This is a genomic window from Desulfosediminicola sp. (genome assembly GCF_048381775.1).
In the GTDB taxonomy this organism is placed as follows: domain Bacteria; phylum Desulfobacterota; class Desulfobulbia; order Desulfobulbales; family Desulfocapsaceae; genus Desulfopila; species Desulfopila ganghwensis.
In genome coordinates, this window is record NZ_JBLXGE010000005.1 from 139,794 (window position 1) to 165,122 (window position 25,329).

Here is a 25,329-nt window from a genome sequence, read left to right on the forward strand (position 1 = left end):
ACTCAGCTTTGTTTCGCCTTCTGAATTACAGCAAGAGATATCTTCCCGTATCCAGAGGCAGTGCAGGTTGCCATAATCTTTTTCAAGACTCGAAAGGGTATTGTTTTATCGGCAAGAATTGTTATTTCCTGGCTTTTAGCGACAGTTTTAGTGCTTGTCCCGATAATGTTGCCTTTGAGGTGATCCAACCTTTCAGTGATACCGGGAATAATTTCACCTTTTGAGTCCAGCAGGTCGATAGTTGCAACCGCTGCCTCACCCTGCACCAATACCGCCTCGGGGCTGACCATGATGACCACAGTTTCTCTCGGTTTGGTCTCAACCACCGAGTCTGGCAGTACGATCTGTTTCGGAGTGGATAAAACTTCGCTTGAAGATGAATTGGCCAGCAAAAAAAACACCAGGATTGTGAAAACATCCATGAGTGATGTAAGGTTCAATGCTGCCGGTTTTTTCCTGTTACGCGCCATGCGTTTGATGCGTCTATTGTTTTTCATGGCGCGTCTCCTATCGATATCAGTGGAAAGAGATCGAGCTTCAGGAGTTCTCCACTCTCCTCATCCTCCACTTCAGTTTCACGTAGTCTGTCCATAACCTGAATTAACGTGTCATATTCGATATCCGGTTCCATCAAAACAGTGGCATCATCCTTTTTGGGATAATCTTTTTTCAGTCGAATAAGGATGTCGGTCAATTTTTCGAAATCATACACACCGTCTTTTAGCGGGAGTGCTGCGACCACTTGGGCTCCATTGGAGAGTTCGAGCCCGGCCTTCCTTACAACAACCTCAATGGTGAAGTTCGGTTTTGTTGCTGCAGCTCCCCCGGCGGCTGAAGTCGGCACACTCAACTCAAGAATTGTAATGCGCGAAAACACGGCACTGATCAGAAGAAACGGTACCAGGATCACCATCAGGTTGAGAAAGGTGGTGATATCCAGCTCAGGGTTTGCCTTTAAGCCTTGTCGCCGTAATTTATGATTTCGTCTGCTCATGATGCATCGTCCGTTTGATTCTGGCGTCTGGCAAAGCCGGAAATACAGTTCAAAACCTTGACCGATGCCATCTCTAAGCTATCCACAATCTGGCCTGTGGTCGAAGTCAACTTGGCATGGATGAGTAGCAGTGGAATAGCGGTCATCAAACCAAATGCTGTAGTGTTCATGGCAACGGAAATACTGGCTGAGAGAAGATCGGCCTTCTCCGCCGGGTTCGCATTCGCTACTGCGGTAAATGCTTCGATCAGACCCATAATTGTACCGAGTAGTCCGAGAAGGGTTGCAATGTTGGCAAGCAAACCAATATACGGTGTTCGTTTTTCCAATTGCGGAATAATCTCCATCATGCCTTCTTCCATTGCTATCTCGATATCATCCCGACGTCTGACTGCTCCCTGCCGCGCCAGACCCAGAGACAACATTTGCGCTATGGTGGATGTGTCTTTGCTGACTATTTTCCGTGCTTGGTCAAACTCACCTTTCACTACTATCGGTTGCAGCCTGTCCCACATTTTGCGATTGGCGTTTCGAATACGGCTAAGCTGTATCCCGCGCTCAAAAGCGATGGCCATCCCAATTCCGAAAACAATCAGAATCGGATACATGAAGGTTCCGCCGTTTTGAAAAAAATGAATGATTGAATAAAAGAATCCCATTACTGTTTCCTCCTGGATATGTTTGCTGTACTGACTTCATAGAAGTCGAGTTGTCTCTTCAATACTTCGCGTTCCACGGGAACGGCGTCTTTGTTCAACATCATGTTCAGGTTGGTCTCCATGCCGATCTCAGAGCTTTTCCAGGGAACGATATAGAGAGACTTTGGAGCTTCGTCATTGCCGACGATGGACATTCCAGAGAGCTCCTTGGCCTGGCTATTCTTCTGCTCCTGGCCTTCAGTCCCGGGCTTGTCAGCTGCCGCTAGAGTGGCGGGAATCAGGATGATGCAGAAAATATGCAATAATATAGATTTCATAGTTAGCTCCCAAGTCGAAGACGAATCTCTGATATCCACAACTTGACCTGTTTATCATCCGGCTTGATCTGATGATATTTCTCGTATTGGGCGAGGGCGGAGGCTGGGTCGTTCAGATAGAGATCACAGAGAATTCCGAGGTTTTTACGGGCAGGAAGATATTCCGGATATTTTTGAAGTGTTGTCTCATATACGTCTCGTGCTTCTGCAAAACGACCGCCAGCACGCAGCAACAGGCCATACTCGTTGCTTGCCACCGGATGTTTCGGGAACAGCTTCAGGGCAATTTTGAGCAGATCTTCCGCCTTTTCAGGCTTGTCGAGTTTACGGTAGGCCATTGCCAGGTTGATGTAAGGTGCTGTGACCTTGGGTGAATCTTCAATTACATTTTCCAGTAATGCTGCAGCGCTGTCATATTCCTCATTGTGCAAGAAATCGACAGCCCGGTTGAAATCGCGGCGTGCATTTATGCCCAGGTCCACTTTTTCTCTCAGTACAAACCCTTTTTGCAGGGGCTCCGGTGGTGCAGTATCCGAGGCACCCGATGCGTCTTGTGCATCTGCTGCACCTTCAACTTGCAGGCCATCTGCACTTTTATGAAGGGCGCCATCTTTACCGGCTGTACATCCATTCAACAACAGCACCATCACCAGAAGTACAAATCCAGCGTTGCCATTGTTTTTGATGGAGCAGAAAAGTTCTGAAATCTTATTCATTATCAGCTCCTTGACCGTTCTCAGACGGCACCTCCTCGACGTGTGGTTCAGCTGCTGATGTCTCTTGGGAGACATCACGTACCTCGTGTGCAGCAGGTGCGTTCTGGCTTGTACCTGCTGCCTTGGCAGCCTTGGTCTTCTTTGCAGGTAGCTGTACGGTGAATTCGAATGTGTAGGAGCTGAGCGAAGTCATTACATCGCTTTGCTCTTCCGGTTTGTCATAACGGGCAGGCAGAAAGTCGGCCAATCTCGCCAAACTTTTATCGATCCATCTGTTATAGACGCCCCGTGACATCAGCTGCAGATTGCTTTCATGCACAGAGATAGCCTTTTCTTCAAAAGGGTAGGCCTGGTCTTCGATCGCAATTTCGTACTCCTCCTCTTCCATCGCGGTCAATCCTTCAGGACGCTCGGATTCCATCAGGGCTTTGCTGAAGTCAGCATAAATCTCGCCAAGGTAGAAAGTCGAAGCAGCGGTCACTTCTCCTACTTCATAATCAAGAAGCGTTGAAAACTTTTTCATGGCGGTTTTCATGGCCTGCCGTTTTTTGCGGAGATTCTTCTCGAAAGGCTTGACCAATTGAATAGCCTCGAAAGCCTGATAGCTCGGTTCGGTCAGGGTCAGAGCGGCAGTTCCTGCCAGGTAACGGGTTCGATCGGTTCGATCACCTCCCGCTGCAGCGTCGATTGCGACAATTGATTTAAGTTCTGCGAAGTATTTCTTCTGTTCTGCCTGTTTCTTGAAAATCTCAGCAATTTTGGTACGCGTTTCCAGGTTGGTTTCGATCGGTTGTGGAAAGTATTGTACGTAGCGCCGGTAAACCTCCAATGTCTTGGCACTGTTGTTCACCTCTTCATACAGCTCTGCTGCAATCATCAGAACCTCACGCCTGATCAGATCGTCATCGGATTCCCTCTCTATCTGTTCGTATTCTGCTGCCGCCTGGGAAAGCTTTCCGTCCTCCCGATAGACAAAGGCGATCTTCTTCGTTATCTCAGGCTGTAGTTCATGCCCCGGGAAATTAGCACGAAAACCGGTGAGCACCGTTGCCGCCCGGCCCCAGTCCTTGAGTTTGATTAACATGGCAGCACCATCGAACTCGGCGGTTGGTCTGATTTTGGAGTTCGGAGCCATGGAACTGATCCGCAGGTAATGATCAGCAGCCGCAAGGTAATCTTCGCTGGCTTGTGCCTGCTCACCCTGCTGATAGATTGAGGCAGCGAGATTGTCCACCAACCCTGCTCGCGACTTGTCGTTTGGTTCAAGCAAGGCCAGGGTGTTGACATAGGCCGTTTCAGCCTCTTTATAGAGTTCGAGTTTGTACGAGGAATGGCCGATAACCAGCCAGGCCGAACGTTTGACCTTGACATCAGCCGCAGGAAATTCCCCGATAAGCTTTTGGGCGGCAGCCGATGCCTGCTCGTACTCGTTCATGGAATACAGATCGTCTGCTGCAGCACCAAGCACGACAGATGCCTTCTCATGCTCGGGGAAGGTGTCGACAAATTTAAGCGAGCTGCGAACAACCTCTTTTTTTACAGGAGTCGTATTTCCTTCCGGGGTGGTTTCAAGCTGCTGGCGATACGAGTAGACAGCAGCGTAACCAGCTTTCGAAGATCGTTCATGGGGCTCGTAATTGTATGCGGTTTTTTCATACTCTACGGCAGCCAGGGCGTAGGATTTGTTTTCCAGCAGCAGGTCAGCCAACTGGTAGTTCATGAAAGGCGTGTTGTTTTCTTTAGGGAACGAGGCGATGAATTCGCGATACCAATGAAGCGCTTCGCTGAAATTGGATGGCTTTTCTTTTACATATTTCGGATTCTGGTACATCGCGTGATAATGATTCGCCAGATCCGTCAGGTTTGTTTTCAGGGAATCAATGACCTCTGGTCGATCATCGGGTTGAAAGTGCTGCCAGTAGTCAGCCTGCAATCCGTAATTTGTGGCATAAGATTTTTTCGATTCGATAACCAGGGTAGGGAAGCCGCCAGCGATATTGATCTCGATGACGCGGATGTGAAATATGGGTGCTTTCCTGTGAAACGGATTTCGGCTCATAAATGCGTCGTATGTAGCCACTGCATCGTTGTAGCGACGCTTGCCGAAATAATATTCGCCAAGATTGCTGTAGATACTGTCCTCATAGGGCCGCTTGCCATAGGTGGAAAAATACTCGACAACAGATTCGGCACCGCCAAGATAGGAGAAACTCAAGCTGATGACCCGGAACGTGTCATCTATTCGATTCCGTTCCGTCTCATCTTCGATGTGCTCGAAATCGTATCCCATGGACACCATGTGATCGAGCAAGGCTATGAACCTATGCAGGCCGTCTTCGTAAAGCTCTTGCTTATAGAAGGTCCAGCCCAGTTTATAGAGTGCAAGTTCGAAAAAATACGAGCCTTCACCCATATCGACAATGCTTGCGTAGGCATCTTCCGCATCGAGATATTTTTTGTGAATGAAAAAATGTTCAGCCCGGCGGAACTGGACTTCGTCGAAATGTTGGGATTCCGGGAATTCGCGGACCAGCCGTCCCATTACGACCATTGCTTCCTCTATACGCCCAAGTTCCTCGTACGCCCTGGACATCTGGTACAGAACCTGGTCGTTACGCTGGTATAACGGATAATTTTGGAGTAATTCCTTATATAGAGCGATCGCTTCAAGTGAACCGGCCTTTTCAAGATCATCAATAGCATGATCTTCGGCTGAGCCAGCCTTTTCCTGAGTCACCACAGGCTGGGCGAGAGTTGCCCTCTGCTCGAAATCGCTTTCGGATTCTCCCTCAGCAGGAGTCATATCAGGAACCGTCGCCTGATTCGTCTGAACTGCCGCGATAGCAGGAGGCGAGGCGGTTTCCGGAGCACTCAATTGCTCCGGTGTACTCAATTTTTGTGAATCACTGAATTGCTCTGGAGCATTGAATCTCTGTTTAGTCTCAGTTTCAGTCGCTGCCGTAGTCGATACGGTATTGTCGCCTATGTCTTCGCCTTTATTTTCACCGATAAGCCCGTACTCCTTTTCCACTTTCAGATCAGCAATACGGCGAATTGCCTCGGCCGCCAGTTGGGAGGTGGGTGCTTCTGCCAGAAAGCGCTGATAACTCACTATGGCTTTATCAATCCCTCCTTCGATCTGTTCTTCACGTATTTCAACTCGCTGATGATTGAGCTGAGCAATTGTTCCCCGTTTATCCAGGGAGGTGCAGGAGACGAGTACCACCGGCAGTGCGAAAATGAAGAGTCGCAACGTTCTCATTTTTCCACCCCTATTGGTTCCTCTCTATTGGGTTCCTCTGCTCTTGCGGCACGATCGTAACTGTCGGCCATGGCAAAAAGCACCTTGACCTGGAACTGCTCCAGCCGTTTCCGATTCTCGGACAATTCATGTATCGCCATATTTTCGAGCATATGCCCCTGCCGGGCCATGAGGGTTTCAACTTTTTCCAGGCTTGCGGCTATCCGGATGCGCTGAATGCGAATCGATTCTCCGTACCCCTCGTAGCTTTGCGTGGCGGCCTGACGCTTCCTGACGAACGAGTCATATTGTTTTTGCAGCATCTCTACGTCCTGATTGAGTGCATGCAGGTTATGATACGCTTCGGTCAGGCGCCGGTCATAATCCGTATAAATATTCCAGCGCAGTATCCCTCTCAGCCTCTGGATTCTGCGCTTGCCCTCATCCGACGGGGCAGCACTGCTGGTAGGTAATGCTTTTGACAGTTGGTCAAGTTGTTCATTCAAAATCCTCTCTTTTGCCGTTGCCAGGTAATCCGGCCGTGGAGCGACCAGCATCGCCTCAAGGCGCTTTTGGATACGATCACGCTGCTCTACGCGCAAACGCATTCGTGAATCAAGGAGTCGGAATTCTCTGTCTATCTCCGGTAAAAGCGGCTCATAGTAGGCGCGACGCTTGACAATGATCTCTTCAAAGGCATCCAGGTCTGTTGTCCAGCTTTCGAGTTTCTTTCGTAACTGTTCCAGGTCGAGATAATTTTTCAGCGATTCCTGAAAATCATGGGAGGCCATCAAGTCGAGCAGGTAATAGGTTTCCGGTGTCTCAGGAAGATTGCGGAGTTTGACGACCCAATTACTATTCTGTTTCAGTTCTTCCCTCACCAGGGCGCGAAGGAATGCACCTTCCCGAATGCTTTTGATCGAATCGCTGAGCTTGTCGATTTCTGTTGTGAATGCGGCCAAAGCGCTGTTGTACAACAGTGCAGCCTTGCCGTATATTCCAAGCTTTCCGTAGGCATACGGGAGAGCGAGCATAGCTTCCTGTACAGCGCGATCGGTAACCTCGCGTTCCACCAGGATGCTCCATGGAACCAGAGCCTGTTCGAAACGTTCTGCCGAGGCATCGGCCCACCCGGAGCCGAGCAGCGCCTGATTGGAGAATGGACCTTCCAGACGAACCCTGTCCAAAACTTCCTTGGCTGTACCAAATTGTTCTGCCCCCAATAACTTGTCGCCGAGGACAAGGTTCGATTTGTCCTTGATAGCAAGCGTTAAAGGATCATCGCTCTTGATCCTGCCGCTCATATCAAGATGGGCCAACCCCTCCTTGGTATTGCCAAGCATGAGCAGGGAAATTCCCAGGTTGTAGCTGGCAAAGCCTTTGAGACTTTTCACATTCTCAAGCCTTTTAAGGATTTCTGCGGCATCTTCAAAACGCCCATTCACCATGAGAATCTGTGAACGCAGGAATGCAAGATCGTCACGGATTTTTTTGGGAACGGCTCCGTCGACACGCTCGATGGCATGCAGGGCATTTACGGGTTGATCCTTTTGAAAATAGATTTTTGCCAGGCGAAATATCGCCTCATTGCGTAACTCTTGGGAAACGTTACCGTTAATCAGGGCAGAAATGGCTCGCCCTGCACGTCGGTGCATCCTGTAGGCCAGCTCAAAATCACCTACCGCAAAATGGGCTAAGCCAATGTGGGCAAAAAGAGAGTCAAGCTCAGGCTGATCCAGGCCGTGGTGCTGGTCCAGTTCGGTATCGAGCCGTGCGATGGCCTCGAACCATTCTTCCTGGAAGGCGTAATAGAGGACTTCTCCGAAATAGAGATCCTGCAGCTTTTTCGGAGCAGTTGTAGTTGCAGCCATCGCAGCCATTGATGAAGAAGCGACCATCAACAGGCAGGTGAGTATAAGTGCCAGCCGGTACATACCTTACCTGTCTGAAAAAGTTATGCTCTGCTGAGCCAAGGTGATTGCAACGACTGCGGGGCCGACATCCTTTTGAACCTTGAAACTCTCCGCGCGATCAAGAGTGGATCCACCTTTGGATTTGCCCTTGATATTTACCTGAACCGTATGTGTTCCGCTGGTAACATTGCCGGTATATATTCGCTGCACACCACCCATTCGCAGAGCTTCAAGTTCCTTGAATGTATAGATATAGTGGGCGACAGGTTGCCCATCTAAAGAGATCTCCACGGAGTCGAGCCTGAACTGCTCGCCTTCCTTGAGGTTGATGAACATCGAGATCTCGGTGTTGGAAGGGTAGAGCAGTACTTCTTCGAGCTTATTCAACTCGGTGGCAATGGAGAGCACATCGCTCTTTATCTCCTGGACCTGTTCGTCCAGGCCTTTGATCTGTTCCCTGGTTACTTCCTTTCCCTGGGCGATGCAGCTCAAGCTACAGAGCAAAACTCCCAAAATAAAAGTGATTATAGTTTTGATCATTTTTCCAACGTTCCCCTCGATCTTTGAAACTTTGAATAAGGCATTCACAGTAGTCAACAATTCAGTGTGCTGTTTCCCGTTACATCTTCCCGATCAGATTGATGAAAAAACCTTGATGCCGGTAGTCCAGCTGGGTCAGGTCGTCAGAGAAATCAGAGAAGTTATAGCCAGCTCCAACCTTGATGTGGTTGCCAAAATGGCAATAGAGTGCGAGCAGAGCCCCGCTGCGGCTGTCCTGTGCATCCGGCAGATCCAGCATGCGCATCTCCACAAGCGCATCCCAGCGATGGGTGAAATGGTAGTCGGCACGCACCACATACAGATGAGCTGTACTTGGGAAAAACTCCGGATCTTCGAGATCCAGGGCGACCTGACTCTGACGATACGCGTACTTACCTCCCACCGTCCAACGGGGGGTAAGATCGTACATCACATCTAAAGCTCCGATATGGCTGCGCTGTATGTAGTCAGAGTCGCTGCCGGACTCCGTGTCAGCTGATGGCAGGTTGTTAAAATAGGTGTATTTGAACAGTACATTCAGGCGGTCGTGGTAGACCGGACGATACGCGTAACCAAGGACGGCTTCGGTATAATCGCTGTTAAACGATTCCCCCTGAGAACTCTCACTCATCGCGTAGTTGAATTTGCCGAGAAGTCTCCAGTCGGGAGTCAGTTGATATTTGAAACTGTTTTTGAATAACCAGCTGGTACGTTCAATGTAACTGAGATCCAATTGCTCGGTGTTATCGAGCCGATATTCGACACCACTGGCGAGTGACAGCTTGTCAAAACCATATCCAGCGCTGAGACCAACGGCTCTTCTTTCAGTTTTGGCAGCTGTCTCAGGATCTTTGAGGGTTCCTACATCGAGGTTGGCTCTCAGGTTGAGACGGTCGCTTGGCGTCAGCTCCACACCGGTGGAGTGTGTCAGCCCTGTGGGGACATCGCCATGGCTGTACTGCTCCTCCAGGTAGACGCTGACACTGTCTGAATAACGGCTGCGAAAGCCCGAGGTCATATTACCTTTTCGTGACTGCACACCGTTATCGGTTCGTTCGTTCTCGAACGTATAGTTGACATAGGTCGTGGTCTTGTCACTGTAGAGGAACTCGGTCCCCAGGCTGGCGCCCGGTCCGAGATCCCCTTCAGAAAGTTTGCCGAAAAGCTTGAAACGATCAGTGATTCGCCAACTGCCGCCGGCACCGACCCGACCGTTATCATCACGATTACCGGTTGCTTCCAGTGTTGCCTGTATGAAACCGTATGCTGTCCAGCTTGTCTGGGAGTCGTAGGCTATTCGTACCACGCCGTCGGTCCGTTCCCCTTCCTCCTGGGTTTCTACGACAGTCTCCCTGTTGTCCTCCCGGCTGTCCCTTCTGATGCCGGAGCTCAGGGTCCATTGATTGCTCAGGAGGTAATCGACATTCACTTCACCGGAATCTGTTTCAAGTCCCTCGGATTGTACTTTCCGATCAAATTTTAAACGTCCGTTTATCCGTTTGGTGACAGGGAGCTCAAAAGTCCCGCCATACTGGGTCAGATCAGTGATTGTCTCTTGCCCAGGCGCAGAATATCCCCCGTCAACCTCCTGCAGGTAGAAGGTAGAACGTCCATTTAAGCTCCCGAAAAAGTCGCTGATATCTATGCTGCCTTCGATACGATAGGCAGTTGCCTTGACATTCTGGTCATCAACAGTATCTGGATCAGTGAACCCGTAGCCACCGTCGATGGAGGTCGATGCGGGTGTCCCCGGGCCTTGTGTTTGACCCACCTGCAGTTTGAGCCACGAAGCGGAAGACTTTCTCAGGGTCAGATCAGCTCCTGTCAGGGTACTGGTTTCCTCTTCGTCTTCCTCGGAACCGGCAGTTACTCCAAATTTTACGTAATCATTGAACCAGTAATGAACTTTACCGCCTGTTGCCAAGGTGTTCGGATCATCGAATCCCGGGCTGTATTCGTAGCGGGCGACAAGAAAGACAGGATTGCCGCTGAGAGAACTTGAACTGACCAGTAAGTCATCACTTGCGGTTGATGGCAGGATCTCAGTCAGCATTACTCGTCCCTGGATATAGTCGATATCATAATCGAGCCCAGGTATTAAGTTCTTGACGGATTGAACTATTCCGGAATCCTTGTCCCGTACTTCAATGCGAAGGCTTTCCGATCCCTGAAGAATATCCTGCCTGCGCAGGAAATAGAGAGATCCGCCCGTTCCGCGAAATTCATCGCGCGCCGCAACAGTTCCCGGATCTGCTACAAACCCGTCAAGCTGTAAACGTGACTCACCGAAGCTGGTGGTCTTAAGCGGCTGGTAATGGATGTTTGCGCCATAGAGATCGCGATCAATGCGCGCCAGCTCATTCTCTGTATAGTTGATCTTGAAATCACCCCACATTCCGTAGGACTCGTCCTTTTTCATCTTGACGTAGAAGTTACCCCGGGTCGGTGCGTCTTCGACCACGGTGCTGTCGTCGCCAAGGGTGGGGTAGTGGCGATCCGGATCCATTCTCCGGAACTGGGCGTCAGAAGACTTGTCCAAAAAATTTGTGAAAATTTCGTCGAATGGTCCTTCCCGGGTATCGGCACTTGCTGTCAGTGACCAGCCGTTCTTGAATTTGCCGCTGGTATAAAAGGCAAAACGTCCCTGGATACTTATATCTTCGCTATAACGGGGATTGTCTGGTGAAAGAAGCTTTGCAGGCCCGTTGGTCATGTTTGCCGATATTGTCGTGTCGGCAATACCCACGGCGAACCAGTCGCTCTTGTCCAGTGCGAGATCACGCAGGTACAAATCGCCGTTGCCCGACTGATCGAGAACGGCAACTTCGACTGTATGCAGACCCTCCGGCAGGATTTCTTCGGCTACGAACGTGCCACTGCCATCCACCGGCACCGTGTAGCCGGCCAGCCACACGTCGTGACCTTGGGGAACGGCTTTACCATGTGCCTCGACTGTTCCACCGTGAATGGGGATGTTTCGAGAGGCGATGCGACTTGCGCCATACCCGGCCAATAGCTCTGTCTGGGGATTGGCAAAGGCGACAGCCGGGTTAATCCGGTCGATCAACCACAGTGGCTGGGGGATGGTTTCATCAAAGCGTCCTTCTGTATCATAAACGCGAACCAGGTATTTCAAGCTCCGTCCCGGAGCCGTATAGTCGGGAAAATCAGGCCGCCATTGTGCCTGACCTTCACCGGTCATCCTGATGATCGCAAGTGGTGTGTCACGAACCGATTGATCCTCATCGAAGATCCTGACTTCAGCCCGGTCGATAAAAGCCCGGTAATTTGTATAAAGTTTGAATTCAACCAGGTTTTCTTCAAAATTCGTCTCTTCAACATCACGGTAACGGATAGACCGGGGCCAGGCGGTAACATTGAGTCGCAGCTCAAGCTTTAAGGTGTTGTACTTGAACCTGACCTGTGTTTTGTCGAGTTCGACATCGGTACAGCGCTGGACATCCGGTATGCTCTTGCCCGGATCGTCCATCGGGCTGCCGTCAACCGTTATGCGCATGAGATTGAGAGCGAAAGGATTATGGGTTTCAACCTCACGTGTAAGTCGAGTGACTTCAACATCTTGGTAGTCGTCCATGACGACCAGTTCATCATAAACAACCTGTACTTCGACCCGGGAGGTGTCCATTTCGATGAAACCGGTGTTGATAACATCGTCTGTCTGAACGTATCCGTGGCCCTCGAACTCGGTTTGTTCCTCAGCCAGGCCCATCTTCCCGGACATGAACTCCATGGTTCGACGGGCGCGGGCCGTTGACCATCCGATGTCGTCACCATAGACTGCAGCGGTACGGCGATCCAAACGCTTGTTGCCGGTATACCCGATGAACCGAAGCCGTACATTCGCCTTGTCTGAGATCTCAGCCATTGCCTGCTGCAAGCGATATACCGTCTCGTCAGGTATGACCGGTTTACCGTTTTCGAACATGATTGGCTCGATGCTGCCATAAGGGGAGTCGTAGACCCGTGTGGCAAGTTCTGCCCCTGCGGCATCCGGACAAATCTGCGGCTCGTCGGGAAGGTTTTGTAAGGAATCATCGTGCCAGAATTCCACCTCTATACGCCGGTTGAGCGCTCGCCCTTTAGGCGTGGCGTTGGATGCCATCGGTTGCGTCGCTCCCATACCCTCGATAGCTACTGCCTCGTTGGGCAGACCCATGGAATCCTGAACGGCGAGTGCGACACGTCGGGCAATGGCTTTCGAAAGACCGAGATGGTTGCCGTAGATCCGTTCCTGCCGTCCCGCCAGGGGGGTGTTGTCTGTATAGGCGACCAGTTTGATGACAACATTGTTTTTTCCCCGCAGATTGTTCCACGCCTGCCTGACCTGCTCCAGAAAAATGGGGGAAACACTCACCATACCTTCATCGTAGTGAAGGGGGGAAATCAGGTTTTTGATCTGGGCACGGTGTGAAAGCCCTTCTTTGTAGCGCAACTTACAGACCGTTTCAGTTCGACACACCTTGATGCGATTGATTTCGCGGGGGACGATCACCTCTTTTTCAACGATTTTTTCGCTCATCTCGTCGTACCAGACTTCAACTTCCACTCGTCTGTTACGTGCCCGTCCTTCTTCGGTACCATTGCTGGCCACCGGCTTTGTCTCCCCGGCACCTTCATAGGAGATCGAATCGGCGGGGAGATTCAGCGCGCGTTGGAAATATTCAGCGGTCGTGCCCGCCCGCTCGTGGGATAGTCCGGTGTTGTCGTTATAAAGAGCCTGTAAAGCATTGCTGAGTGGTGTGGAATCGGTGTGGCCAACAAAGTGAAGGCGGACATTGACACGATCCTCCATGTTTGCGAGAATTTCGCGAAGGCGATTCAGATAATCCTCGGGGATTTCTGCTTGCCCCTCATGGAAAGGGATTGGTGGAACCAGATCGGTCAGCTTAATGGTTTTTACATCTGTTTCGACGACTTGACGAAGTTCCACCAAGTCTCCCTGATCTTCTTCGAAAATAGCAGGATCAAGGATCCAAGGTTGTAAAGATTGGTCTGGGGGCAGATGCATCTCGGTTGATTGGCCGTTGGATGAAGCCTCACGAACATGGATTTCGGAACCTGCACTGAAGAATGGCTTTGCGACTGCCAAAACCCTGCTTCCCGTTGCAAACAACAAACTCAACAACAATATGGTGATACTCCGCCTTACCATCTAATCACTTTTAAAACTTAAAATTACCGGCTTATAGCCACTTGCCAGACTGCCTCAAACTGTTTTATACGGACGGATCTGGCGCGCCATTATTGGCGTGGACTGCCACTCCGCCAGAACACTTCTGTTTCTATGGTCAGGTTGTAATTGTCTTCATCGCCTCTCCAGCGGTTCTTGATTTCCGCTTTCAGCATCTTGATCCGGCTGCGCACCAGCGCTTCCGGCTCGATATCCGCCAGGTATGATAAACGCAGCACCGAAGGTGATTTCCTAAGCTCATTCAACAACTGGTCTATTTTGGGCTGCCACTGGAGCCGCAGCTGTGTGGTGCCAGGTTCAAATACGCCGTCAGCGACATCGATTGCCACCACCCGGTGCAGGGCCGCACTGAAGTTGAAACGCATCATGTGGCCGCCGGTGGCTCTCTGCACCCGCGGGTTTTCGGAAATCACCCGGTAACCGGTGGGCAGACTGCGGTCATCCAGTTTCATGATGAAGTTGCTGCCGCGATCCTGGTCGGGTACTACCGCACAGGTGATATGGTATCGGCCGTACTGGTCGGTTGTGGCGATCAGCCCCCGTGCAGTCACCACACGAACTCCCGCCAGGCCGGTTTCGCCATCGTCCTGCCAGCCATTCATGTTGCGGTCGTCAAAGACCTTGCCGATTACATCGGTACAATCAAAGTCCGGGTCGGGGATGACACGCACCGTTGCGGCTGCTTCACCTGACACTGCTGTGCCGAGAGCGGAATTGAAAACCAGCGCGCGGTTCACATAGTCACCCTCAGAAACGCCGGACCCGACTACCAACAGCAGTTTAAGAGTAACTACCTGGTTCACCGTCAGTTCAAGCTGATCCCAGACTAATTCCAGGCCATTGATCTTCGGTTCCACTGCTTTGCCGTCCAGTCGTGCACTGCCGGCTACATATTTAAAACCGGCAGGAAAACGGTCGACGATGCTGAGTTCATTGAGCGGAAAACCAAATATATTGGTTACTTTGATGGTGTAGGGGACCAGTGCGCCTTTCGTTACATTGGTCTGTGACGCAGTCTTGGTGATGGCGACCGCCCCATTCAATGTCGGATCAACAGGGATGGAATTATTAAAGATCTGACTTTGACCGGGCACTGTTCCATTGCTGAAGGTAAGGTGCATGTAGTACATGGAATCCGGTGATCCGGCCCCAACGGATGACGGAGGTGCGCCTGGCAGAGCTGTGGCTTCGCAGTAATCAGTGGTTGTCGGCACCGCATCGTCCACACTCCCCGGACAGGCGGGTACGGAAAAAGGAGCGGTGGATATATCACTGGTCGGCGGAATGATCACGGACGGGGGGGCCAGATAGTCGCTTGAAGGGGCGTCGATCTGGATCAGGTATGATCCACCCGGCGGGCAGTCCACCTGGCTGAAATTCAGATCGAATTTATAGTAGCCGTTTTCAGCAGTTATCTGGTTTTGCTGAAGCGGATCATCAAAGCATTGAGTCGGCAACTCCACACCGCTCACACTGTTCAACATTGTGAGCGTGGCTCCGGTAACAGGCGTCCTGGACACCGAGTTGTATACGGTTCCGTTAGGCCAGAGCGGCAGGTTGAGATCTTGCAAATTAGCCCCCTCGGTCACGCTGATATCGGTAATCCACTGCATCCCATCGGTGAAAGGGGAATCGGTGGAGCCTAGCGAAGGGGTAAGGAGGGTAGCACCAGGAGCAAAAAAGCGTATTTCATAGAGCCCGTTGACGTTTGCACTGGGCGCAAGACCTGTGAATTGGTACAGGCCATATTCATCCGTTGTCTGGGTGGCGACGAGCTGGCTGTCCAGGTAGAGTTCAACGGTCCAATCTTCCTGTGGGAGCTCAGTTAATGAATCGTATATTTTGTCGAGACTTGCGTCATGCCACACCCGGCCATTAAGAGCACCACTGCCGGGAGTACCACCCACGTCAAGCGATACGGAGGCAGAAGCTGATTCTTGTGGACTGTTCCAGTGAACGGTACCAATGTTGGTGATGGTGGTCCCATATGGGAGGCCGGAATTAATCTGCACACGAAACCTGACGATGCAGCTTGCACCGGGTGCCAGATCGCCATAAACGGAACCGTAGTCTGCAAGGAGCGTATTATTCGAATAGCTCATTCCGCTCGAGGTGCCGTTCATCGTGCCGGATCCGGTTACATAGGTGATCTGCCCGCCCAGCGGCAGGGTGCCGAGATCATCTGTCACCACCACCTGGGTGGCGGGCAGGCTGCCGATATTGGTAACCCGTATCTCGTACTGCAACTCGCTCCCCGGTTCCGCACTGCCACCTGCCACGACCGAGACATCTTTGGTCACAGCGAGGAACTGGACATCGCCCACCACAATGACTGTGGGCTGGTAGCCATTGGAGGGCAAACCGTCGGCATCGGTGAGTCCGGGCGGCAATTCAGTAGAGGTGACGGTGCCCTGATTACTGATCAGTGTGCCGGTTATCACCCCGGCGTTGACCTGTACCTCGAAGGTGATGTGGGCGCTTTGACCGGGTGAATTTATCCCGGCCCCGGGATTGTCCGAGGACTGTACCAACAGGCCGGCGATAAGGGGCGATATCCCTGCGTCCGGTCCTGGTGATGTTCCGTTAAGGCGAAGGGAATTGGCTACATAAGTAGTATTGTTTGGAACATCGTCGATGAGCGTCACCGCCGTGGCTGGGACCGCCCCGGAGTTATTGATTACAATCGTATACCGAAGGGTGTCGCCGGGATCGACGATGCCGGGTGAGCCGGAATCTATCGAGATTTCGACAGTCTTCTGCGCATACAGCAGAGGCAGGTTGCCGACGATGTTACGGGTAGGATCGTTTACCGCCGGGGTAGCCGGATCATCTGAAGGTTGTTCCGGGAAATCGCCACTGCCGGCGCCTGCGCCGCTTACAAAACCCTGGTTTTCAATAATCAGACCGTTCATGGCATCCGGATCGACCAACACGTCAAAGGTCACTACGGCCACATTGTTTGCCCCCGCAGCACTATCGGTGCGCAAATACCCCGGGGTCGTCTCTTCCGGTGCATTGATCATGATGCCGGTTTGCAGCGGACTGACGCCGGAACCGGCGTCTGGTAGGGAAACACCGTTCAAGGTGGTGCTGTTCGCCACATAGGTGGTGTTGGCCGGGGTGGAATCCTGCAAAATAACGCCTACGGCGTCCTCGTTGCCGATGTTTGTAACGGTTATGGTGTAGCGCAACCTCTCACCGGCCATCAGGACAGCGGGATCACCATCCAGGATCGTCGAAGTCTTCAGTACCTCGAATGCCGGTGCCGAATTGATTACCGTTACCGTGGGGTCTTCGTCTCCCGTCAAGGAGGGATCATCGTCATCGCTCTTCGCAAACATCTGGCCTGCCGCGTGCAACTCGGCCTGGTTCAGTACCTGTGTGGTGCTGGTGATTGCAGCGGCGAGTTGCACGGTGAACTCAACACTCAGGGTGTCACCGGCAGCCACGCTCAGGTTGCTGATATCAACAATGCCGACTCCCATGGAGCCACCCGTCGAGTCGGTGCCCGTAGTATCCGCACCTGCCGGGACAGTTGCACGATCCAAGATCAGGCTGCCGGGAACAAAAAACATCGGAGATTTCGGCTGAAGGCTCTGGATTTCATCGACTATTGCGAGATCGTCAATATCCTGGGTGCCACTGTTGACTATCTGCAACCGGTATCTCAGGAAATCTCGGGGAGAAGCGGTTGCGCCATCCCCTCCGGTGGTCTCATTGAAGACGGATTTGATAAATTCAAGACTGCTGACGACCTTTACTGTCGGGTCATCAACTGCCGGGGTTGTTGGGTCATCGGACGGTTTTTCCGGGAATGGACCACTGCCGCTGCCGGAGCCGTTGACAAATCCCTGGTTTGAAATGATGGTCCCAGCCGGGGCAGTAGCATCCACCTGGACTTCGAAGGTGACGGTCGCCACATTGTCAGTGGTATTGGAGGCATCGGCACGCATCGCACCGGGGGTTAAGTCCTCGGGAGCATTGATGGACATACCGCTTTCCAGGGGGGAAATTCCCGGAGTCGGATCGGTGACGGGATTTCCGTTCAAGGTGGTACTGCCCGCGATGTAGGTAGTGTTGGCCGGGATAGCATCGCGCAGGATGACGTCGGTACCATTTTCAGTGCCGATGTTCTTGATCGTCAGGGTATAACGCAGCGTGTCACCAGCAAAGAGGATCGTCGCCGCCCCGGTCAGGTCCTCGGCCGTTTTCTCGAAAAGCCAGTCCGGGGCCGATGTAATCAGGGTCCGGGTCGCATCCTCGGTTCCACCCTGGACAGGATCGTCACTGTTGATCACGTGCAGACCGGACAACAGTAACTGTGCCTGATTCAGCACTACAGAACCGTTCGGGATAACAGGTTGCAGTTGTACGCTAAATTCTATGGTCAGCGACGCCCCGCCGTCGAGCTGGAGGTTGTCTATAGCGACCAGACCCGTTCCGGCGACGCCACCGTTTGCATCACTGGCGTCTGTGCCGGAACCGTTAGAGATAATAACCAGTGAGCCAGGAACGAAATACGCCGGATTGTTTAATCGATCCAGTTCATCGGTTATGGAAAAATATGCCGGCGCGATGCTGATATTGGTGGCCACCAGCCGGTAGCGCAAAGTGTCGCCGGGGCTGGCGGTTACGCCTGGGATTGCCCCGGTGGTTTCGTTAATGACAGATTTCTGGAATACGATTTCGGGAGAGACACCTGTAACGGTTGCGAATACCGGTCCAACGCAATAATCATTTGGTGCAGTAATCGTCGGACATCCCTCTCCGGTACGCTCATAGGGGTTTGCGTCAGCAAGGGAAGTCCAGTCGCTCAAGACACCGTTTTTTATAAGACCTGAGGGATCAAGGATATTTTCAACAATGGTCCGATAGGTCAAAATCAGGGTCTCACCGGCAGGGATATCCAGGCTCCCGTCTCCATTCTCCCGTCCCCAAACCAGTGGCCCTGCCGGAGCTCCTGCAGGCATCGGTACAAAGCCGGGCACCGGTATCGAATCGATTGTCGCAGTCGGGGTAAAGCCGGTATCCAGAACCAATCCTGGGGGCAGGGTGTCTACCAGATTGATATCAAAGCCGGTGGAATTGGAGCTGCCGGTATTGATCGCCGTCAGTCGGTATTCGAGAATATCCCCGGCAAACGGCGGATCGGATGCTCCTTTGCCCGGAGTCACATTGGCCAGGGTTTTGGTCAGGGTCAGATCCGGTTCGGAGACGATGACCGCAACAGTCGATGCGGTGAGCGTCTCACGCCCTCCCGTCTCGCCGTTGGTATACTGTACCTCCACCCCGTTTTGCAGCATATCGCCGGCATCGGTATCGAGGTCATTATTGACCCGGGCGTAGTAGTTAATTCGTATCAACGGATCAATGGCAGAGTTGCTCAAATCATCTTCTGTCTCAGTAACCACGGTACCGATGTCCCAGGTCGCAGTGCCGCTGGTGCCGTCGGCCGGAACTGCATTGAATCCATTCTCGCCGGGCAACTGGCCATTGATTTCGGCGATTCCCTCAAAGCTGTAACTGATATCGAAGTCTGTATTGTCGGCGAGGACGTAGCTGATGCCTGCCGCGTTCAGGCTGTCGGTGACCCTCACTCCTGTCGTTACCCCTTCCGGAAGGTGTATATCGATCCTGAACAGCTTGTGGGCACCGATGGTTGGAACTGTAGCCGGTGCCGCATCGGTTTTGCTCATGGCAACGGTCCCTATGCTCAACTGGCTGTCGGCACTGGTCTCGTAGTCGTTGATCGAATCGCCGCTGATCGGCAGCGTTCCGTTACGCATGCCGGTGAGACTGCCGTCAACGCCGATGCTCCCGGAACTGTTCAGCGCCGTACTCTGCCCCGGCAGCGATGTCCAGTCCGCATAGATGGTATGGCTCAGGACCTGATGCGGCTGTACATCGTCTGCTACACGGACGTCATAGGTGAAACTGACACTTGCGCCGACATCGATGCCGTTGGGAACGTTCCAGCTGAAAACCGGCTGCGTATTGCCGAGGGTACTGGTGTCAACATTGTCCGGCGGCGTAGTGCCACCCACGTTTCCTGCATAACTCAGGCTGGTAGCTACCAGATCGTCAAGGACACGAAGGTTGTAGGCGGGAGCAGTACCGGTATTGGTGGCTGTCACGGTTACCGTCACGACATCCCCACCGTCGGCTTGAGCTACGTTAAAGGTGTTGGTGAGTGCGATGAGCGGTTCACGGACCTCTATACTCACCTGGCCGAAATTGTTGGCTATCAATGTGCCATTTTCATCGACATACTCAGCCGTCGCAGTGGTTGCCGGGCTGCCGTTGGTGATGAGATCGCCGTCGTTTGTTGCCGCACTGTTTTCAAGACGCGCAATGAAATTGATTGCAAAATCGTAGAGGCCGGAGACAGTTCTTTTGGTCAGACGCTGGTTGCCGAAATTCCATTCAACAAAGTCGTCCGTACAGGTAGGGGTAATTCTTCCTCCCGGCTCAAAACCCGCATCGTTGTAGGGTGGTGCATCAAGGTTTACCGGTGCCGCCTCAGAACAACTCAAGCCCGTCGGCAGCTCATCGTGAATCACAAAGTTTCTCAGCAGTGCAACCGGAAGCAGGGTATTCAACTGGTATTCGACTTCCTCACCGATCGACACTTCCTGGGTATCGGGAGTAGTTACAAGAGGGGTATTGGAGAGATTGACAATACTTTTGGGTCGCGTCTCCACCTGGACGATACGCACGCTTGCCGAGGCGCTGTCGGAAGTGTAAACACGGGCACCGCCCAGATCGCTATTGGGGCGCTGCGGAGTACTCTGGTTGCCGAAATCGCCTGCGAGGCTGTCATAACTGGCCTGGGCCGTGTTGGTGAAAACCTGCTGCGGTGCCGCATCGTCATCGTAGTCGATGCGGTAGTAAAGCTCGACGTACTGCCCCGGATCTATCCGCTGCAACGCTGTGCTATGGGGGTAGGAGAAGGTTATTTGCCCCGGTGTGCCGTTCTTGACGACGTTATCGTTGATCGAGCCCTCTCCAATACTATCGGCCGCGCCAGTCAGGCCGTCACCATCGTTGTCGAGGCCGTCGCTGGCAAACGGAAGCAGGTACGCGTAGTCACTGTCGTCCAGTTGATCCGTAACTATGACGTCGTAAGCCGGAGCTCTCGGCACCCCATCCGAGGCAGCCTCGTTGGTGATTCTGATGCGATAAATATACGAGTTATAGGCATCTCCCTCATCGGTCAACTGAACAAAGTTGCTGCACGAGGATCCGCTGCCGTACAGGGTTTCGTTGCACACTTCCTTCACGACCGTGAGGTACGGTTCGGTAACGGTGAGATCCACGCGGCGGATTGCCTCATTCGGGTAGCCCACCGTTGCCGGTCCAAGGGTATAATTTTCGATGAAGCCTGTATTGTCGTTTTGGAAAATTGCATCAAACGTCGATGTCATAACATTGTGGCTGTTGGCCGCATGGACATTGGGCGCGAGCCTCTCATCGACAGATTTGTTCAGCAGTCGGGTCTTCGTATCGACGACAAACCACTCATCGGCCACCTCGATCCGTTCTCTTTCTGGTACGTTGAAGCGCCAGTTAAACCAGCCTTCGTCCAAAGCCGACAGACCGGCCGGATTGAGCGTTATATTCTGTATTCTGATGGTGGATTGTGCATACGGGTCGGTGCTGGAAAGGTACGCCTGGCCGTCAGGAACTTCATCAACCACATCGATATTTTGTACGGCAATATAGGCAAATCCCGGAGTTTCGAAACCAAACCAGCCTCCGGTCTCGATGTGGTAGGAGCATTCCTCACCTATCTGCACCTCTTCATAGCCGTTCGTATCGTAGCTTGGCGGATTGTTCTCATTACAGGTGCCGATTAGACTCTTTTTCAGGTTGAAACCGATGACCCTGGCCCAGGTTGCATCCAATGAGTAGTTATTGGCGCGATCAAGTTCACCATCCTCCCGACGTATCGGGGCCGGAAACCAGAGCGGGGTGCCGTCGCTCAGGGTGATTTCACCTACAACATCGGCGCGAAGGCTGAGGTCATCGATTGCGATCCTCGCAGGATCGCTGCTCTTTCTGACATCGAAATTTAATGTGACAATCCGTCCCGGCCTGATGACCGAGGGCGAATCGCACTGGTAGACCGTGGCTGTTGCAGGTATAGGCGTAGGGTCGACCCACACCTTCCACGGATCTGGCTGTCTGGTGGTTGCGGACAATGAAATCGGACTGCAGCCGGAAGGAGCACTCACAACCTCCATGGTGGCTCCGAAACTGACGAAGGCGTGGTAGTCGGCAGCGTCATGGCCGCCGTTATTGGTCAACTCGATCGGCAGGGTCAGGAGTTGATTTGGATCGTTGGTCAGGATGAAAACTTCGCCGCCGATGGTAATATCTAAATCTTCCGGAAAAGCGGGAATATTGGAACCGTCAGGATTGCCGGTACCGTTTCCCGTCAGGACCAGCTGCTGATGTCCCTGGGTCGAACAGAATAGGTCAAAATCGACGATCAGGGTATTGCTCAGCGGTGTCTGGTAGGTCGGATCGGTGCCGGTCGTCTCGTAGGTCTCGGGATTGATATCGAGATTTGCTTTCCGATCATAGAAATCGGACTCGATCAGGACAACGCGAAAACTGACCACAGCAACATCACCGTGGCGCAACATGTCGATCTGATCAGAGTAATCGGGATGTGAGATACCGTTGCTCGTTATATCGAACTCCGGAGCAGTATTGGCTAAAGGATCAGTGTCTTCATTGGTCCAGACGATGGTATCGACAAGTCCCGGATACGTCCCGTAGGCGGGTGTCACAGCTATCTCTGGGGTGAAGGTCGGGTCCATGACATACTCAAGCGGCAACACATTTTTCAGCTGGATGTTTTTCACACTGCCGCCGCTTTGGTTGCGGATGGTGATGGTCATCGTCCCTTTACTGCCTACAGGTTGCGAGGTGTTGGTTCCGGTCAATTGGCGTTCAACGCTCAGATTAGAGGTATAGCGGGTCTGGAGGGTGGCTGTGGCGGGAGCCGGGGTGCGGTCCGTGGATGTCTGGCTGATGCCACCGGCGGGAGTCTGTTCCTGGCAGCCCCACTGGACGTCCGAGACGGTATTGGTTTTGCTGGTTTCACAGGAGCCGCTACTGCCAATCTTGCCGACCAGATAGATATAGGCTGTGCCGCCGGCGTTTACATCGATTTCATGACCATAATATGAGGTGCCCGGATTGCCGAAGGGATTGGTGACAATGAAGTCGTCGATGCTGTTGCCTGCCGCCACGCAGCCAGAGGCGGTTCCAACGCCGTTATTGCCAGCAATGGTGTTGGCCGCTGCCGCGGTAGGACAAATGTTACTGATAACCAGACTGCCCGAATCCATCCGGTCATCCAGGCGCAGGTCCTGCAAATCGGCCTGGCCGTTATTGTCGATAGCGATGCGCCAGACGATATCGTCGTTATTATTGCCGTAAACGGTGTTGCTCAGGGAACTCTCCCTTTGGCCGGCATCGTAGTTCCAACCTTCTTTCGATACCGCAGGGTTCGGTTCGCGCAAGGGTAGGGTGACCGCCTCACTTACCGGAGAATCACTGCATCCTGAATCCGTGTCAAAGGTAAGATTCGCCTGAACGGTTCGGTCGGCAGTAACAAGATCTTCCGGATCAGTCGTTCTCCGTACAGCGAACTTTATGGTAATGGAGTTGACCTGATTCTTATTGCTAGCTGGCTCCAGGCTTGCCAGTGCGGGAATTTCTTTTGAGGTGAAAGTTAGGGTAGTAGAACCGCCGCTACTGATCTCCGGCGCAGCTCCGGTCTGGACAGGGCCGTTGTTAACCCAATAGGTGACCGAATCCGGCGCACTCGGCTCGTAGCGAAGGCCCGAACTCCCCAGATTCTCAATAACCGTCATATCGGTCATTATCGTCCCTTGAGAGTCCGGACCGGTCGTTTTCCTGTAAGGATTGGAGACAACTATCGTAATATAACCGTAGCTACACAGCTCACAGTAACTTTCGCGGAGATCGTGCTGGACAAAGGGAACACCACTCTGGACGTCACAGGGGGCAGCCTGAGCCGTTTGTAAAAAAAGCAACAAACCAGCAACACTCATGGCCGCGATTACCAGCATGAGGCATATTTTCGATTTGGTTTTATTCAACAACATATTCAATCACGAATCCCTGATAATAAAACGGCTATCAAATTTCCCTGCATCGAGCGTTGCGATTGAGCTGCCGCTTGCATTCAGGACAAAAAAAACGCTCAATCTTCTGCCGAAGATGAGCGCTTCTGAAACCTTTGTTCCAGTAAACCAAGACGCATCATATCTCTTCGGCAACCCGGCTACCCTGATTTCAGAGCCCGTGGTTTTGCGCTACCAGATTTCTCTGGTTTTGCCTTTTCGGAGATTTTTATAGCAAATGACTCAAGCCTGTCGTCATTCACGATGTCATGTCAACTTTTGAGGATCGAATATGAAAGAAATAGTAGTCTTATTGCGCTCCTCGTCATGTCAGATTGCAAGTTGGCACTCTGTCTTTGTGGCCATTGCACGATGCATGCCAGGAGTTGGGGAACTCGGTGGTCAACAATTCAATCGCACACCTCATGCCCAGGTATCATGCTGCATGGGTGATAGAGTTTCGCTTTGAAAAATACCCTTTCGAATGTCTGTGTCGCCGATATCGAATAAAGAATGTTTTGACGGGTAGAGGTAAAATGCGGGAGAGCGGAAACGAAGTTGTCACCTTCGACAGTTATCATATGTGTTCCGGCAAAATGGACCGGGTTGGCTTCTTAGGTAAAATATTGCTAATATATTAATAGTTTAGCAGGTGTTTTTTTGCTTCCTCGTGAGCCTGTCTTTCTTTCTTTTGATAACGACGCTGATCGCCTGCATTGCGTGTAAACTAAGTATGCACAATCCTTGGCTGACTTGCTATGTGTCTGGAAATACAAGTATATGTATGTAAATTTCATTTACGACTATGACTGCCGTTCTGGATAACGGCCTGGAGGCAAGTCGGCAGGTTTGAACGAGGAGCAATTATGCTGACTGAAGAATGATTTCGAAGTAATCGGATAGTTAGGTGGAGGGTTTGTCGTGATATGTCAAATAATCTCAGATATGGGATTACAGCTATAGTTGGATAAATAATTTTTGGAAGAATTGCATAAAAGTCAAAAGATGATTTGCCCCCATTCTGCCCTGAGCACCATCCAGATGGCATTTGGCTCACAGGCCGAAACACATAAACCGAATCACTCAAGCATTTAAAAAGATTAGCTGTACTGCAACCGCATGAAAATATTGGGGGAAAATAGCCACTTTATGCGGAAATAAAGGGAAAAACTATATCACCTGTAGAAAACTTGTTCGCGAACTATGAGAACGGGTGGAGATGTTGAAAACGAGGCCTTTAAAGCAGATGCGAACTCTTAGTAGAAGCATTACGAGTTGGCTGGAGCCAATTGCAAGAATGTTCCGATATTATAGAAGCAATGGTATTCTCGAAGGTTTTCATCGAAAGATGAAACTTGTTCAGGAAAGGACATAAGAGCTTAGAAAGCAGAGCAATTATTGGTTAAGAGTACGACTTGTGTGCGGTTAATCTACTCTTGAAATTTGATCAATCTGGACTGAGAATAAAGGCGCATCCCCTTTCTTTGGTGTAGGCCAGGTAAGAGGTGGAGGAGAGCCGGGCAGGTGAGACGATTGGGGCGTCAAAGCCATGCAATATGATTTTACCAAATCATATT

The 25,329-nt window shown here is 51.9% G+C and carries 11 protein-coding genes and 1 riboswitch; of the genes, 1 reads left to right on the plus strand and 10 read right to left on the minus strand.

What is annotated here, in order from left to right; translation table 11 throughout:
* Nucleotides 1-2: 2 nt before the first annotated feature.
* The 10 genes from ACN5NT_RS10015 to ACN5NT_RS10060 all read right to left on the minus strand — a co-directional run bounded on the left by ACN5NT_RS10015 (nt 3) and on the right by ACN5NT_RS10060 (nt 23,734).
* Nucleotides 3-497, minus strand: coding sequence for an ExbD/TolR family protein (locus ACN5NT_RS10015; protein ID WP_136798916.1), 495 nt, complete (start codon nt 495-497; stop codon nt 3-5).
* A complete protein-coding gene (locus ACN5NT_RS10020) occupies nt 494-994 on the minus strand; it encodes an ExbD/TolR family protein (protein ID WP_419175329.1) in 501 nt (166 codons plus the stop codon). The genes ACN5NT_RS10015 and ACN5NT_RS10020 overlap by 4 nt, the downstream gene beginning before the upstream one ends.
* Nucleotides 991-1,653 (minus strand): MotA/TolQ/ExbB proton channel family protein, encoded by a 663-nt coding sequence (locus ACN5NT_RS10025; protein WP_136798914.1) that lies wholly within the window; start codon nt 1,651-1,653, stop codon nt 991-993. Before ACN5NT_RS10025 ends, ACN5NT_RS10020 begins: the two co-directional genes overlap by 4 nt.
* Entirely contained in the window at nt 1,653-1,970 is a 318-nt protein-coding gene (locus ACN5NT_RS10030) for a hypothetical protein (RefSeq protein ID WP_136798913.1), read from the minus strand. Before ACN5NT_RS10030 ends, ACN5NT_RS10025 begins: the two co-directional genes overlap by 1 nt.
* Before the next feature lie 2 nt (nt 1,971-1,972).
* On the minus strand, nt 1,973-2,686 hold the full coding sequence (locus ACN5NT_RS10035) for a tetratricopeptide repeat protein (protein WP_419175330.1): 714 nt from the start codon (nt 2,684-2,686) through the stop codon (nt 1,973-1,975).
* Nucleotides 2,679-5,948, minus strand: coding sequence for a tetratricopeptide repeat protein (locus tag ACN5NT_RS10040; RefSeq protein ID WP_419175331.1), 3,270 nt, complete (start codon nt 5,946-5,948; stop codon nt 2,679-2,681). Before ACN5NT_RS10040 ends, ACN5NT_RS10035 begins: the two co-directional genes overlap by 8 nt.
* On the minus strand, nt 5,945-7,861 hold the full coding sequence (locus ACN5NT_RS10045) for a tetratricopeptide repeat protein (RefSeq protein WP_419175332.1): 1,917 nt from the start codon (nt 7,859-7,861) through the stop codon (nt 5,945-5,947). Before ACN5NT_RS10045 ends, ACN5NT_RS10040 begins: the two co-directional genes overlap by 4 nt.
* Nucleotides 7,862-7,864: 3 nt before the next feature.
* Nucleotides 7,865-8,380 (minus strand): hypothetical protein, encoded by a 516-nt coding sequence (locus ACN5NT_RS10050; protein WP_419175333.1) that lies wholly within the window; start codon nt 8,378-8,380, stop codon nt 7,865-7,867.
* A gap of 79 nt (nt 8,381-8,459) precedes the next feature.
* A complete protein-coding gene (locus ACN5NT_RS10055) occupies nt 8,460-13,490 on the minus strand; it encodes an OmpA family protein (RefSeq protein WP_419175334.1) in 5,031 nt (1,676 codons plus the stop codon).
* 152 nt (nt 13,491-13,642) lie between these two features.
* Nucleotides 13,643-23,734 carry a hypothetical protein gene (locus ACN5NT_RS10060; protein ID WP_419175335.1) on the minus strand — a complete coding sequence of 3,364 codons (10,092 nt, stop codon included), beginning with the start codon at nt 23,732-23,734 and terminating at the stop codon, nt 13,643-13,645.
* Nucleotides 23,735-23,900: 166 nt separating this feature from the next.
* A riboswitch (cyclic di-GMP riboswitch) is annotated at nt 23,901-23,978 on the minus strand.
* A gap of 993 nt (nt 23,979-24,971) precedes the next feature.
* Between ACN5NT_RS10060 and ACN5NT_RS10065 the strand changes: the two genes are divergently transcribed.
* Nucleotides 24,972-25,127, plus strand: a complete 156-nt coding sequence (locus ACN5NT_RS10065) for a transposase (RefSeq protein WP_419175336.1) — start codon at nt 24,972-24,974, stop codon at nt 25,125-25,127.
* Nucleotides 25,128-25,329 lie beyond the last annotated feature (202 nt).

Bases quoted from the DNA above. Each gene is read 5' to 3' on its own strand.
- ACN5NT_RS10015 (WP_136798916.1), bottom strand. From the start codon at position 497: ATGAAAAACAATAGACGCATCAAACGCATGGCGCGTAACAGGAAAAAA.
- ACN5NT_RS10020 (WP_419175329.1), bottom strand. From the start codon at position 994: ATGAGCAGACGAAATCATAAATTACGGCGACAAGGCTTAAAGGCAAAC.
- ACN5NT_RS10025 (WP_136798914.1), bottom strand. From the start codon at position 1,653: ATGGGATTCTTTTATTCAATCATTCATTTTTTTCAAAACGGCGGAACC.
- ACN5NT_RS10030 (WP_136798913.1), bottom strand. From the start codon at position 1,970: ATGAAATCTATATTATTGCATATTTTCTGCATCATCCTGATTCCCGCC.
- ACN5NT_RS10035 (WP_419175330.1), bottom strand. From the start codon at position 2,686: ATGAATAAGATTTCAGAACTTTTCTGCTCCATCAAAAACAATGGCAAC.
- ACN5NT_RS10040 (WP_419175331.1), bottom strand. From the start codon at position 5,948: ATGAGAACGTTGCGACTCTTCATTTTCGCACTGCCGGTGGTACTCGTC.
- ACN5NT_RS10045 (WP_419175332.1), bottom strand. From the start codon at position 7,861: ATGTACCGGCTGGCACTTATACTCACCTGCCTGTTGATGGTCGCTTCT.
- ACN5NT_RS10050 (WP_419175333.1), bottom strand. From the start codon at position 8,380: ATGATCAAAACTATAATCACTTTTATTTTGGGAGTTTTGCTCTGTAGC.
- ACN5NT_RS10060 (WP_419175335.1), bottom strand. From the start codon at position 23,734: ATGTTGTTGAATAAAACCAAATCGAAAATATGCCTCATGCTGGTAATC.
- ACN5NT_RS10065 (WP_419175336.1), top strand. From the start codon at position 24,972: ATGTTGAAAACGAGGCCTTTAAAGCAGATGCGAACTCTTAGTAGAAGC.